10 protein-coding genes and 1 pseudogene are annotated in these 12,913 nt (G+C 69.3%); 5 read left to right on the forward strand and 6 right to left on the reverse strand.

Going from position 1 to position 12,913, the window contains the following annotated elements:
* Positions 1-3 precede the first annotated feature (3 nt).
* Positions 4-774 (forward strand): SDR family NAD(P)-dependent oxidoreductase, encoded by a 771-nt coding sequence (locus E5679_RS10875; RefSeq protein ID WP_138415693.1) that lies wholly within the window; start codon positions 4-6, stop codon positions 772-774.
* Here the strand turns inward: E5679_RS10875 and E5679_RS10880 are convergent.
* Genes E5679_RS10880 through E5679_RS10890 form a run of 3 tightly spaced genes read right to left on the reverse strand, consistent with a single transcriptional unit; the run spans position 749 to position 4,190 of the window.
* Complete coding sequence (locus E5679_RS10880; protein ID WP_138415695.1) at positions 749-2,002, reverse strand: multidrug effflux MFS transporter; 1,254 nt, start codon at positions 2,000-2,002, stop codon at positions 749-751. The two genes, E5679_RS10875 and E5679_RS10880, sit on opposite strands and share 26 nt — an antisense overlap.
* Positions 1,999-3,168: an MFS transporter gene (locus E5679_RS10885; protein ID WP_138415697.1), complete on the reverse strand. Its 1,170-nt coding sequence runs from the start codon at positions 3,166-3,168 to the stop codon at positions 1,999-2,001. Before E5679_RS10885 ends, E5679_RS10880 begins: the two co-directional genes overlap by 4 nt.
* Positions 3,169-3,206: 38 nt before the next feature.
* Entirely contained in the window at positions 3,207-4,190 is a 984-nt protein-coding gene (locus E5679_RS10890; protein WP_138415699.1) for an aldo/keto reductase, read from the reverse strand.
* A gap of 176 nt (positions 4,191-4,366) precedes the next feature.
* Here E5679_RS10890 and E5679_RS10895 point away from each other — a divergent pair.
* The 3 genes and pseudogenes from E5679_RS10895 (at position 4,367) to E5679_RS10905 (ending at position 7,183) form a co-directional block, all read left to right on the forward strand.
* Positions 4,367-5,249: pseudogene (locus E5679_RS10895) on the forward strand (helix-turn-helix transcriptional regulator).
* 165 nt (positions 5,250-5,414) lie between these two features.
* The gene (locus tag E5679_RS10900; RefSeq protein ID WP_138415701.1) at positions 5,415-6,098 is read left to right on the forward strand and encodes a type IV toxin-antitoxin system AbiEi family antitoxin domain-containing protein; all 684 of its coding nucleotides are present in this window, start codon (positions 5,415-5,417) and stop codon (positions 6,096-6,098) included.
* A 53-nt stretch (positions 6,099-6,151) separates the two neighbouring features.
* Positions 6,152-7,183 carry an aldo/keto reductase gene (locus E5679_RS10905; RefSeq protein ID WP_138415703.1) on the forward strand — a complete coding sequence of 344 codons (1,032 nt, stop codon included), beginning with the start codon at positions 6,152-6,154 and terminating at the stop codon, positions 7,181-7,183.
* Positions 7,184-7,470: 287 nt separating this feature from the next.
* Here E5679_RS10905 and E5679_RS10910 read toward each other — a convergent pair whose 3' ends face one another.
* Together E5679_RS10910 and E5679_RS10915 are read right to left on the reverse strand one after the other, a co-directional pair.
* Positions 7,471-8,556, reverse strand: coding sequence for an NADH:flavin oxidoreductase/NADH oxidase (locus E5679_RS10910; protein ID WP_138415705.1), 1,086 nt, complete (start codon positions 8,554-8,556; stop codon positions 7,471-7,473).
* Between the two features lie 38 nt (positions 8,557-8,594).
* Positions 8,595-9,614: a serine hydrolase domain-containing protein gene (locus E5679_RS10915; RefSeq protein WP_171042336.1), complete on the reverse strand. Its 1,020-nt coding sequence runs from the start codon at positions 9,612-9,614 to the stop codon at positions 8,595-8,597.
* 230 nt (positions 9,615-9,844) lie between these two features.
* Between E5679_RS10915 and E5679_RS10920 the strand changes: the two genes are divergently transcribed.
* Positions 9,845-10,798 carry a prenyltransferase/squalene oxidase repeat-containing protein gene (locus tag E5679_RS10920; RefSeq protein ID WP_138415709.1) on the forward strand — a complete coding sequence of 318 codons (954 nt, stop codon included), beginning with the start codon at positions 9,845-9,847 and terminating at the stop codon, positions 10,796-10,798.
* A gap of 33 nt (positions 10,799-10,831) precedes the next feature.
* On the opposite strand, the gene E5679_RS10925 is transcribed toward E5679_RS10920, so the two are convergent.
* Complete coding sequence (locus tag E5679_RS10925) at positions 10,832-12,730, reverse strand: FAD-binding monooxygenase (RefSeq protein WP_138415711.1); 1,899 nt, start codon at positions 12,728-12,730, stop codon at positions 10,832-10,834.
* Positions 12,731-12,913: the final 183 nt, after the last annotated feature.

Genomic DNA, 12,913 nt, shown 5'->3' on the forward strand with positions numbered 1-12,913 from the left:
CTCGTGGCCCGCATCTTCATCACTGGCTCCACCCAGGGCCTCGGCCTCGCTGCGGCGCGCGCGCTCATAGCGCAAGGCCATGACGTCGTCGTCCATGCCCGGAATCCCGAACGCGCGGCGGCTCTGGAGGAAGTGGCAGTCAGTGCAGCGGGGATCGTCGTCGGGGACCTGGCGAGCCACGCTGAGACGCTCGCGCTCGCGGACGAGGTGAACGAGATCGGGCGGATGGACGCTGTGATCCACAATGCTGGCGTCTACACGGAGCGGCAGCGGACGACGACGGCCGACGGCCACGCTCACGTCCTCGCCGTCAACGTCCTGGCGCCGTATCTCCTGACGGCGCGCCTCACGCGTCCGTCGCGCGTCGTCTACCTCAGCAGCGGCATGCACCGCAGCGGCTCACCGAGCCTCGACGACCTCGAATGGACGAGGCGGCGGTGGGACTCCTACGGGGCGTATTCGGACAGCAAGCTCCTGGTGACGGCACTCGCGCTCGCCGTGGCACGCCGCTGGCCCGGGGTGAGCAGCAACGCCGTCGACCCCGGCTGGGTGCCCACCCGCATGGGCGGGCCGGGCGCCCCGGACGACCTTGAACTCGGCCACGTGACCCAAGCCTGGCTCGCCGCGAGTGACGACGACGAGGCGCAGGCAACCGGGGGCTACTGGCACCATCAGCGGCTGCGGGAGCCGGCCGCCGTCGTGCTCGACCCAGCATTCCAGGACAAGGTGGTGGAGGAGCTCGCGCGGCTCACCGGCGTGCGGCTTCCGGACTAGCCGGTGCCCTCCTGGGCCTGGCCACGAGCAGCAGCCCGACCATCGCCGACGAGGCTCCGAGCACCATGAGGACGCCGAGCGGAACGGCCGTGCTGGTGCCGAGCAAGCCTGTGAGCGGGGCCGCGACAGAGGCGGCGATCGACTGGAACAGACCCATGACCGCAATGCCGGTCCCCGCATATTCCGGGACCTCGCCAGAGGCGAGTGCGCCCGAATTCGGCCCGATCATCCCCTGCGCCGTCATGAGGCAGAAGAAGCAGATGACGGCGAGCACCAGGGGAGCGCCGAACCACGCGGCGCCGATGAGCATCGACAGCCCGGAGGTGAGACTCAGGCAGATGCCCACGAGGATGACGCGCCGCGTCGGCACCCGGCCGGCGAGCCGTGCGCAGACCAGCGTCGCCAGCATCATGCCGCCGGCATTCGTCGCGAAGTCCGCCGAGTACGCAGCGGGCGAGAGGCCGTTGATGGTCTGGAGGACGAACGCCGACGTGGCCACGTACGAGAACACAGCGAACATTGACGAGGCGTTGACCATCACGTAGCCCACATAGCGCCGCTCGCCGAGCACGGTTCGGGCGGCGCGGCCCAAGGCACGCAGCCCACCGCGGTGACGCCGCTCCGGAGGCAGCGACTCGGGCACCACGAACAGCGCGCACACCGTCATCGCCAGTCCGGCCGCGGCAAGCACCCAGAACGTGACCCGCCACTGGGCGAACTGCAGGATTCCAGCGCCCACCAGAGGCGCGAGGATCGGCGCAAGGGCCCCCGCTCCCAGCAGGACGTTCATGGCCCACACGAGCTGGCTGCCGCTCGCGAGATCCACGATCACCGAGCGGGCCACGACGAGGGCCCACCCGCCGCCCAACCCCTGGACACAGCGGGCCGCCATGAGGATTCCGATGTTGGGCGCGAGCGCGCAGCCCACCGAGGCGATCAGGACCAGGACGGTTCCCGCGAGCAGCGGACGCCTGCGTCCCCGCTGGTCCGAGAAGGGGCCGCCGATCAGCTGGCCGAGTCCCATCCCCGCGAAGAACGTGGTCAGCGTGAGCTGGACTTCCGTGACGCTCGCGCCGAGGTCGGCCGCGACGTGCGGGAATGCGGGCACGTACATGTCGGTGGCGAGGGGGCCGACGGCGCTCAGGAAGACGATCGCCGCAATCAGCGAAGCACGGACCGGCCTGGGATTTCCGGTTTCCCGGCCGGTCTCCAGATCCGCCCGCGTCATGGCCGGACCACCACCAGCGGGCCGCGCCGGCCGAGCGCCCAGACGCCCAAGCCCCAGCAGCTCATGACGATGCCCGCCGCCGCGACCGCGGTCCAGCCTCCCGCAGCCCACAGCAGCGCGGCCACGCCCGAACCGATCGCGCCCCCGATGAAGTTCGAGGTCACGTACGCCGTGTTCAGGCGGCTCCGGGCTTCGTGGGAGAGCGAAAGCAGCCGTGTCTGGTTGAGAACGTTCTGGCCTTGGATCGCGACGTCGAGGAGGAATACCACCGCGACAACGAGCCACACCGATGCCCCCGCGAAGGCCGCGAGCACGAACGATGCGAGGACGAGCACCCACGCGATTCCCGTCGCCGGGAGCGAGAGGCCGCGGTCGTGCAGCCGACCCGCCCGCTGAGCCGTCACCGCACCCGCGATCCCCACGAGCCCGAACAGCCCAATGGCAGAGACGGGATAGTGGAAGGGCGGCCCCGCGAGCAGGAAGGTGAGCGACGTCCAGAACAGTGTGAACGCCGCGAATCCAGTGGTCGAGAGCGCCAGCGTCCACCGCACCGCGCGCTCCTTGACGATGACGCCGCCCACCGACGCGATGAGCTTCCCGTACGGGACCCGCGCCTTCCGCTCGAGCGGCGGCAGCGTCCGCCACAGCAGCACCCCGAGAACGACGACGACGACGGCCGCCGCCGCGTACACCGCGCGCCATCCGCCGAGGGTCGCCACGAGCCCGCTGATCGTGCGAGAGGCCAGAATGCCCGTGAGGATCCCGGCCACGACCGTCCCGAGGACGCGTCCGCGCTGCCGATCCTCGGCGAGGTCGCCCGCAAGTGGCGTCAGGATCTGCCCCGCGATCGTCGTGACGCCGAGCAGGCACAGGGCCACGAGGAGGAACACGAACGACGGCGCCAGCGCGCACGCGAGCAGTACCACGACGGACGCGAGCATCATGACGGCGATCAGCCGGCGCCGGTCGAGCACGTCGCCGAGGGGAACGATCAGCAGGATCCCGACCGCGTACCCGAGCTGCGTCGCCGTCACGAGCCAGCCCGCCTCGGCAGGCGCCGCGTGGAAATCGTGGGCGATCGCGTCGAGGAGCGGCTGCGCCCAGTAGAGATTCCCGACGGCGGCCCCGGACGCCACGGCGAACAGGAGTGTGAGGCCGCGGGTCATCGCAGGGCGCCGCGTCCCGGTTTCCGCCTGCGCGCGCACTACGTCCAGTTCCCCGTGACGGCCTCGGAACGGTCGGTGGCAGGCGGGGGAGTGGGCGACAGCCCGGATATCTGCCGGCGCAGGTCCGGCGTCATGTCGACGTCGAGCGCACTCAGCGAGCCCTCGAGCTGCTCGAGGTTCCGCGCGCCCACGATCGGGGCGGTGACGCCGGGGTGACCCATGACCCAGGCGACGGCGAGGGCGGCAGGCGAGATGCCGGCGTCGTCCGCGAATGCCGCGAAGCGCTCGGCAGTGGTGCGGTCGCTCTCCTGCCCATAGCGGTCTGCGTACCGCGCGTTCTCCACGAGGCGCCCGCCCTCGGGGCGCCGTCCGCCGCGGTACTTGCCGGTCAGGAGGCCGCCACCCAGAGGGCTGTAGGTGATGACGCCCATGCGCTCGGCTTGCGCGAGCGGGAGGATCTCGACCTCGGCCTGCCGCTTGACAAGGTTGTACATCGGCTGGATGAGCTCGAAGCGCGCAAGGCCTTCGCGCGCCGAGATGCCACGGGCCGTCGCGATCTGCCACGCGGCCCAGTTGCTCACGGCGGGGTAGAGGATCTTGCCTTGCTGCTGGAGGTCGTCGAGGGCCCGGAGGGTCTGCTCGATGGGGGTGTTGGGGTCGAAGGTATGGACGAAGTAGAAGTCGATCCGGTCGGTGCCGAGCCGGGTGAGGCTCGCCTCGACCGACTGCATGATGTGGCGCCGCGAGAGCCCCTGACCATTCGGACCTCCCTTCATGCGGAAGCCGACCTTCGACGTGATGACCACGTCGTCGCGCTCGCCGACCACGAGCTTGCCCAGGATCTCCTCCGAACGGCCGGCGGTGTAGACGTTCGCGGTGTCGAAGAAGTTGATGCCGCGCTCGCGGACGCGGCGGTACATCGCGGCCGAGGTCTCCTCGTCGGCCTCCGAACCGAATGACATTGTGCCGAAGCACAGCGGCGAGACCTCGACGCCGGTCGAGCCAACGAATCTGTAGTCCATGGGAATCCTTCTTGCTCAGGTGTCGTGGTTTACTTGCCCGCTCGGGGCTCGACGAACACCTGCTTCGTGGTCATGCTTCCATCGAACACTCGCGCTGACTCGTGAGGGAGAGCCCTGTTGATACTGGTCCTGCCAGTACCTCCCTTGGCTCCCCCTTCAGCCGTAGCGTTGGTTGTATGGACAACCGGTTGGAGGCGCGCGAGTTCCTTGCGTCGCGCCGCGCGAAGATCACCCCCGAAGACGCAGGATTGACGGTTTACGGGGGCAATCGCCGGGTTCCGGGACTCCGGCGTGAGGAAGTCGCGCTGCTCGCCGGAGTCAGCGTGGACTACTACACGCGGCTCGAGCGGGGGAATCTCGCCGGCGTCTCGGACAGCGTCCTCGAGTCCCTCGTCCGCGCACTGCAGCTTGACGAGGCCGAGCGCGATCACCTCTTCGACCTCGCCAAGGCGGCGAATGCGTCGTCGCGCTCAAGGCCTCGCGCAGTGAGGCAGCGGGTGCGGCCGAGCGTGCAGTTCATGCTCGACGCCATCACCGGGGCGCCCGCGTTCATCCGCAACGGCCGGATGGATGTCCTCGCCGCGAACGAGCTCGGGACGGCGCTCTATTCGCCCATGTACTCCGATCCCGCGCGCCCCGTGAACCACTCGCGCTTTATCTTCCTCGACCTGCGGGCCCGCGACTTCTACCCCGACTGGAATCTCGCCGCCAACAACAATGTGGCCCTCCTCAGGACCGAATCCGGGCAGCAACCCCTACGACAAAGGCCTCGCGGACCTCGTGGGAGAGCTCTCCCTCCGCAGCGACGAGTTCCGCGTCCGGTGGGCGGCACACAACGTCCGGCGGCACTATTCGGGCGACAAGCATTTCCGGCACCCCGTGGTCGGGGACATCGAGCTCAAGTTCGAGGCCATGGAGCTCGCCGAAGACCCAGGCCTCACCCTGACCGTCTACCCCGCGGAACCGGGCTCGAAGTCCGAGGAGTCACTGCGCCTTCTGGCCAGCTGGGCCGCAACCGAGCACATCGTCGACCAGGCCCGCGTCGGGGCCGGGGAGTAGCGCCACCACTGAGACCCTGGGAACGAAATTGACCTCCGTGTGCACGGAGTTGTGACAGATCGGCCACTGAGGCCTCCCTAGTGGGCCCTAGCCTCGCAGAGGAAGCGACTCCGGCTGGAGGCACCGCGACCGCATTCATCAGGGCTTCGATGATCGGATCAGGGCATGACGGCTGAACTCATGGCACGCCTCGGAGGCGTCGCGGACAACCGCTGGGGACTTGTGACAACGGCGCGCGCCGAGGAGGCCGGCATCACCCGCAAGCAGATGTCCCGCCTCGCCACGGGCGGCTTTGTGGTTCGGGTCGCCCAGGGGGTGTACCGGATTGAAGGCGCCACGCCGGCTCAGCAGGAGGAGGTCGCCGCGCGCTGGATCGTGCTGGCGACGGCGGGCGAACCCGCGGTGCCCGGCGTCCCCTCCGTCGTCGCGGCCGGGGAGAGCGCGGCTCTCCTCCATGGCATCGGCGGGTTCCGGTTCGCGGGCAGCGAGTTCATCGTTCCTGCTCGGCGGCGCACGCGCCTCTCCGGAGTGCGGCTCCGTGTCCAGAGGCTCACGCCCTACGAGGTCACCATGGTCGAGGAGGTGCCGGCCCTCACGGTGGAACGGACCATCGCGGATCTCCTTGCAACCGGTTCCAGCCTCCACGTCGTCGGGCGCGTGGTGCGCGACGCCGTCGAGCAGGAGAAGCTCTCCTCGCCCGACCGGCTCGCGCAGTACCTCGCACCGCAGGCCACCGCCCAGGGAATGCCGCTGGGGGACGGCCGAGCGCTCCGCGAGTTGCTGTTCGATATCGCCGGCGTCCCCGAACCCCGCCGCACTTCCTCGTGGAAAGCCTTCTCCCCGAACTGATCTCACCCTAGGCTGGGAGTCGGAAACCGATTCCTAGCTCATGGAGGATCCCTGTGGAATACCGCAATCTCGGCGCTAGCGGCGCCGTTGTCTCCGCTCTCTGCCTCGGAACCATGACCTTCGGCGCGGAAGCCGACGAATCGACGTCGCACGCCATCCTCGACGACTTCGTGGCCGCGGGCGGCAACTTCATCGACACCGCGGACGTGTACTCCACTGGGACCTCCGAGGAGATCATCGGGCGGTGGCTCGCGGCAGACCCGGGCCGCAGGGATCGGCTCGTCATCGCGACGAAGGGCCGTTTCCCGATGGGCCAGGGCCCGAACGACCTCGGCATCTCCCGACGCCACCTGCGCACCGCGCTCGACGCCTCGCTGCGTCGCCTTGGCGTGGACCACATCGACCTCTACCAGATGCACGCATGGGACCCGATCACGCCCATCGAGGAGACACTGCGCTTCCTCGACGACGCCGTCGCGGCCGGCAAGATCGGCTACTACGGCTTCTCCAACTTCCTCGGGTGGCAGCTCACGAAGGCGGTCTACGAGGCGAAGGCCCACGGCTGGGCGCCGCCGGTCACGCTGCAGCCGCAGTACAGCCTTCTGGTCCGCGGCATCGAGTCCGAGATTGTGCCCGCGGCGCTCGACGCCGGCATCGGCCTTCTGCCCTGGTCTCCCCTGGGCGGCGGCTGGCTGAGCGGCAAGTACCGGCGGGATACTGCGCCGACCGGTGCCACTCGGCTCGGCGAGAACCCGCAGCGCGGCATGGAGGCCTGGGAGCCTCGTAACGCGAAGGCGCGCACGTGGGAGATCATCGACGCCGTCCGGGAGATCGCCGATTCGCACGGCGTCTCGTCTGCGCAGGTGGCCCTGCGGTGGCTGGCCGACCGACCCGCCGTCACCTCCGTGATCCTCGGTGCGCGCACCCGCGAACAGCTCGCCGACAACCTCAAGGCCGACGCCCTGCAGCTCGAGCAGGAGGAGACCGAGCGGCTCACCAAGGTCAGCGAGCCCGAGCTCGAGGTGTACCCATACGGTCCGCAGGCGGTCCAGCAGCGGAGCCGGAAGATCGAGGGAGGCCGCTAGCCTCCGCCCGTTGCGCCGTCACCTTTGCAGGGTGCGCCCCCGTTGCGCCGTCACCTTTGCAGGGTGCGAGACCTCGGGCGCTCCCGTCACACCCTGCGGACGTGACGGCGCAACGCGACAGCGCACCATTCCGGACGCCTCTCGCGGGGAAGTTCACGTAACGTGAACTTCCCCGCGACAGGGGGAGAACCCCCGACGCATAGCCGCACTTCCAGGCAAGAGAAAGCCTTCGTCCGAAGCGTGGCACGAATGCCATGCGGGGTCTCGCGGCGCTGCACCTCAAGCCGCTAGTTGCGCCACTTCGCACGGGTGTACTGCCGCGGCCAGTAGTCGAGCTCAATGCCCAGCTCGTGCGCGGCGCGCAGCGCGAAATGCGGGTCGCGGAGGAACTCGCGGGCGACCATGACGGCGTCCGCCTCGCCATCCTCCACGATCTGCGCAGCCTGCTGCGCGGTGGTGATGAGGCCGACGGCGTTGACCGGCATCCCCGTGCCCCGCCGCACCGCCGTCGCGAACTCGACCTGGTACTTCGGTCGGACGGGAATGCTGGCCTTCGGCACGTTGCCGCCCGAGGAGACGTCGAACCAGTCCGCGCCTTCACGCGCGGCCCAGCCGGCCACGGTCACGGTGTCCTCGACCGTCCAGCCCTCCTCGCCCATCCAGTCAGTGGCGGAGAGGCGCACAAGGATCGGGACGCCGTCGCCCGCTTCAGCCCGCACGGCCCGGACGATCTCGAGCAGGATTCGGGCGCGGTTCTCCAAGCTGCCGCCGTAGCCGTCGGTGCGCTGGTTGGAGAGCGGGGACAGGAACTGGTGGACCAGATAGCCGTGCGCCGCGTGGATTTCGACGGCGTCGAACCCGACGTCGAGGGCGCGGCGGGCGGCGGCCGCGAAGTCGTCGACCACCCCCGCGATTTCCTCCTCCGTCAGGGCGCGCGGCGTGGCGTATGTGCCGAACGGGAGGGCGGACGGTGCGACCGGCTCCCAGCCGCCGTCCTCGATGGCCTGCGAACCGTGCCCGCTCCACTCGCGGTAGGTTGATGCCTTCCGGCCCGCGTGGGCAAGCTGCATCGCTGCCGCGGCCCCCTGCCCGTGGACAAAGTCAACGATCCCGCGCCACGCTTGTGCCTGCTCGTCGTTCCAGATGCCCGTGTCCCAATTCGTGATGCGGCCTTCGGGCGAGACGGCGGTGGCCTCGGTCATGACGAGACCGGCTCCTCCGCGGGCGAACGAGCCGAGGTGGGCGAAGTGCCAGCCCGTGGGCACTCCATCCCATTTCTCGACGGAGTATTGGCACATCGGCGAGACCCAGAGCCGGTTCCGGACAGTGAGGCCGCGCACGTCAACCGGGGTGAAGAGCATTTCGGCGCACATGTTCTTAGGCTAACCGTCAGCGCGATTGCTAAACCGGCTCAGCTGAGGACGCACGTCCTGTCGAGGAACTCCTTCGCGGCGCTCCACAGCTGGGCGCTGTAGAGGGACTTGGCGTTGTCCGGGCCGACGGCGTTCAGATCTTCCAGGGGCGACGTTGCCGCGATGGCCACGGTCCGTGTTCCATCCGCGGTGCCGAGGACGACTGACGAATAGCCCAGTGCGTCGGCTCGCTGGCCGTACAGCCAGCCGTCGAGGGAGCAGCCGTCCTGGGCCCGCCAGAGGCCCAGACCATAGGGCACCAGGCCGACCGTCTTCATGGCGTCGACTGAGCTGGGCCTCAGGAGGCGTCCGCCGAGCAGGGCAGAGAGGAACGTTGCCATGTCCTGCGCCGTGGTCGTCGCGCCGCCCGTCACAAGACGCACCAGCTCGCGGCCCGCTAAGTCCACGCGCTGGCCGTCGAGCCACGCGTAGCCGTGAAGCAGGCGGTCGCCCGGGATGCCGCCCAACGTCGTCCCGGTGAGATGGAGTGGGCGGAGGATATCGTCGTCGAGCACGTCCCTGAGCGGCTTGCCGCTCAGGCTCTGCACGAGGAGCGCGACGACGGCGGGTGCCGTGACCGTGATGGAGAACGGGGCGAGCCCGCTCGTATCCCACGGCTGTCCCGCAATCCGGCGTACCACTTCTGCCGCGGCAAGCGGGGCGTCGAGCGCTGACGCGGGCGGCCGCGGGTCGCGGGGAAGGTCTGGGATCTCCGAGGTCTGGCCGAGGAGCTCGCGGAGGGTGACGGGCCGCGGGACTGCCAGGCCGAGCGCCGCGAGCCGCTGGTCGAGGGGCTCGTCGAGGCTCAGCCTGCCCTCCTCCACGAGCCGGAGCGCAGCCACGGCGAGCCACGTGTCGAGGAGGGTCCCCGGCAGGATCACGTCCTCGGGGCGTGCCGGGGTCGACGCGTCGAGGGCCTTGAGGCCGTACCCCTGATCCCACGAACCGCGCGGCCACTGGGCATGCACCACGATCGCGGAGCCGCCCGCTGCGAGCGCGAGGTTCGCGGCGCGATCCAAGGCCTCGACGCCCGGCGGCCCCGCCGGAACGGGAGTCGGCGCCGGCTCCGGGGCGTACGCGCACGCGGAGAGGACGACGGCGGCGACGGAAGCGAGGGTCGTGAATGCGAGGTGAAGCGAGTGGAGCGGGCGGATGATGCGTCAAGCGTCGCGCTGGCGGTGGGCGGCGTCAAGGAACCCTGCCGCCTCCCGGCCTGCCCCGCCGCCGACCCCGGCTGTAGCCTGTGGTGATGGTCGATGCCTCGCTGGCCGAATGGCTCCTCGACTCCGATCCTGCTCTGCGCTGGAAGGTCGAACGCGATCTGCTCGGCGCGCCCGAGGAGGTTTGGCGCGCGACACGGGCGCAAGTCGCCAGCCAAGGGCTCGGGGCCAGGCTTCTCGCCCTGCAGGACCCCGACGGGCAGTGGGCCGGAGGGGCTTACTTCCCGGCCGACTTCGACATGCGGGGCCCCGAGGCGGCTCCCGATGCCGGCCAGCCCTGGACCGCGACCACGTGGGCGCTCAACACCCTTCGCGAATGGGGACTCGACGCCGCGGTGCTCGCCGGGACTGCCCAGAAGCTCGACGCGAACAGCCGCTGGGAGTACGACAACCTGCCCTACTGGGGAGGCGAGGTCGACTGCTGCATCAACGCCTACACGCTCGCCAACGGCGCGTGGCTCGGCGCCGACGTCTCCGCCCTCGCCGAGTGGTTCCCGCAGCACCAGCTGGACGACGGCGGGTGGAACTGCGAGTGGGTCAACGGCTCCAAGCGCTCGTCGTTCCATTCGACGCTCAACACCCTGCTCGGACTCCTCTACTACGAGACGGCGACCGGCGGCTCCGAGGCCCTGCGTACCGCTCGCAAGGCAGGGGAGGAGTACTTGCTGGAACGGCGGTTGCTGCGCTCGCTGTCGACCGGGGAGATCGTGGGTCCCTGGGCCCGCGTGTTCGCGTACCCGTTTCGCTGGCAGTACACCGCGCTGCGCGCCCTCGACTACTTCCGGGCGGCCGACCGCCGGGATCCGCGACTGGAGGAGGCCGTTGACGTGGTAAGAACGGCGCGGCGCCCCGACGGCACATGGCTTCAAGAGGAGCGCTACCCGGGCCGTGTCTGGTTCGACGTCGACGTCCCGCCCGGCGAGCCGTCCAAGTGGCTTACCTTCTACGCGACGAGGGCCCTCGATTGGTGGGACGGCAGCTAGAGGCCCGGGGGTGAGAGGCCCGGGCCCCCGACCTCAGACCGTCTCTGCCTTCCGCGCGCCCAGGATCGGCGCGAAGAACGCGGCGAGCTCCGCCGTCGCCGTCAAGGGCAGGATGTTCGCCACGTACTGATCCGGGCGCACCACAACGATCGCACCAGAACGGTCGATGGCACGGACATCGAAGATGTCCTCCTTCGGATCCACGCCGTAGACCTTCTCAAGGTACGTAAGCTTGAAAGGCCCGACCTCGGGCTTGAACACCGCGGGCACGGCGTTGATGTCGATGTTGCGGTGGTCCTGCTGGTAGATCACCTTGACGTCGAACCAGGCATCCCGGTCCGCCCCTGCCGGTGTCGCCGCGAGAGGCGACTCCGGGGAGTTCTGGAGCCATTCGGCCAGATCGGCGACGGGTGATGGCGCCCCAGCAGGGGCGGCGTCGGCGAAGACGTAGATCCGCCAGCGTCCGTCTGCCATCGCCTGATGCCCCAGGTGCAGGGGGTTCGTGTCGCACACGCGCACCACGGGCGCGGACTTGAAGCGCTTGCCGATCGGGAAGCCGGCGGCCAGGTCCTGGTGCACGGGCTCGGCGACCAGCATGGACGGCGCGTACTGCGTCATGAAGCCCGCGGGGAACTCGGCTGTGCTCACGTAGAAGTCCTCGAGCTCCGACGGGTCGTCGAACTCCTCGGGCTTCTTCGCCATGAGCGTGGACCACTCCTTGTCGAAGTCGATGAGGTTCTTCGCGACGACCTGGCGTTCGGCGGAGTACGTGGACAACAGCGTTTCGGGGCTGCGGCCCTCGAGCACGTGGCCGAGCTTCCAGCCGAGGTTGAAGCCGTCCTGCATCGAGACGTTCATGCCCTGGCCGGCCTTGGCGCTGTGCGTGTGGCAGGCGTCGCCGGTGATGAACACGCGCGGGGAGCGGGTGCCCAGCTGCTCGGGAAGGACGTCGTCGAACCGGTCGGTGAGGCGGTGGCCCACCTCGTACACGCTGTGCCACGCGACGTTCCGGACCTCGACGGTGTACGGGTGCATGATCTCGTTAGCCTTGGCGATGATCTGCTCGATGGTGGTGTTGCGCACGGCTCGGTGGTCATCCGCGCCGACTTCGCCGAGGTCCACGTACATGCGGAACAGGTGGCCGCCCTCGCGGGGGATCAGGAGGATGCTGCCGCTCTCGGCCTGGATTGCGCACTTCTCCCGGATGTCTGGGAAGTCCGTGACCGCGAGGACGTCCATGACGCCCCACGCGTGGTTGGCCTGGTCGCCCGCGAGGGTGCAGCCGATCGACTGCCGCACCTTGCTCCGCGCGCCGTCCGCACCGACAACGTACTTGGCGCGCACCGTGCGCTGCTCGCCTTCGAGCTCGCCAGAGCTGTGCACCAAGGTGACGACGACGGGGTACTCGCCTTCGCTGTCCACGGTGAGGCTCTGGAACTCGTAGCCGTAGTCGGGGCGCATCCGGGTGGGGGAGTTGGCCATGACCTCGGCGAAGTAGTCGAGCACGCGGGCCTGGTTGACGATGAGGTGCGGGAACTCGCTGATGCCCATCTCGTCGTCGACCGCGCGGCCGCCGCGAATGATCCGGGAGGGATCCTCGGGGTCCGGCTTCCAGAACGCCATCTCGGTGATGCGGTACGCCTCGGCGATGATGCGCTCGGCGAAGCCGAACGCCTGGAACGTCTCCACGCTGCGCGCCTGGATGCCGTCCGCCTGCCCGATTGCGAGGCGTCCGGGGCGACGCTCCACAATGCGCGTGGTGATGTCCGGGAATTGGGAGAGCTGGGCCGCTGTGATCATGCCCGCGGGCCCCGTCCCCACGATGAGCACGTCGACCTCGTCGGGAAGTTCGTCCGGTCGATTGATGCCGACGCCGGCGGCCGGCTGGATGCGCGGGTCACCGGAGACGTAACCGTGGTGATGGAACTGCACGGGCTTTCCTCACTTCGTTGTGGCTGAAGGCTTCGCTATTCACTGCGAGTTCGATAATGGAACAGCGAGTTCTAATATCGCTCACTCATGGTAGGGCACGTCACACTCGCGCTTCAAGCCCCCAACAAAGGAGGACGACGGCGGCACCTGAGTGCCGCCGTCGTCCTCCTTGCTGATGGGTTA

It is taken from the genome of Sinomonas gamaensis (assembly GCF_005876955.1).
Taxonomy (GTDB): domain Bacteria; phylum Actinomycetota; class Actinomycetes; order Actinomycetales; family Micrococcaceae; genus Sinomonas; species Sinomonas gamaensis.

Bases quoted from the DNA above. Each gene is read 5' to 3' on its own strand.
- E5679_RS10880 (WP_138415695.1), bottom strand. From the start codon at position 2,002: ATGACGCGGGCGGATCTGGAGACCGGCCGGGAAACCGGAAATCCCAGG.
- E5679_RS10885 (WP_138415697.1), bottom strand. From the start codon at position 3,168: ATGACCCGCGGCCTCACACTCCTGTTCGCCGTGGCGTCCGGGGCCGCC.
- E5679_RS10890 (WP_138415699.1), bottom strand. From the start codon at position 4,190: ATGGACTACAGATTCGTTGGCTCGACCGGCGTCGAGGTCTCGCCGCTG.
- E5679_RS10900 (WP_138415701.1), top strand. From the start codon at position 5,415: ATGACGGCTGAACTCATGGCACGCCTCGGAGGCGTCGCGGACAACCGC.
- E5679_RS10910 (WP_138415705.1), bottom strand. From the start codon at position 8,556: ATGTGCGCCGAAATGCTCTTCACCCCGGTTGACGTGCGCGGCCTCACT.
- E5679_RS10920 (WP_138415709.1), top strand. From the start codon at position 9,845: ATGGTCGATGCCTCGCTGGCCGAATGGCTCCTCGACTCCGATCCTGCT.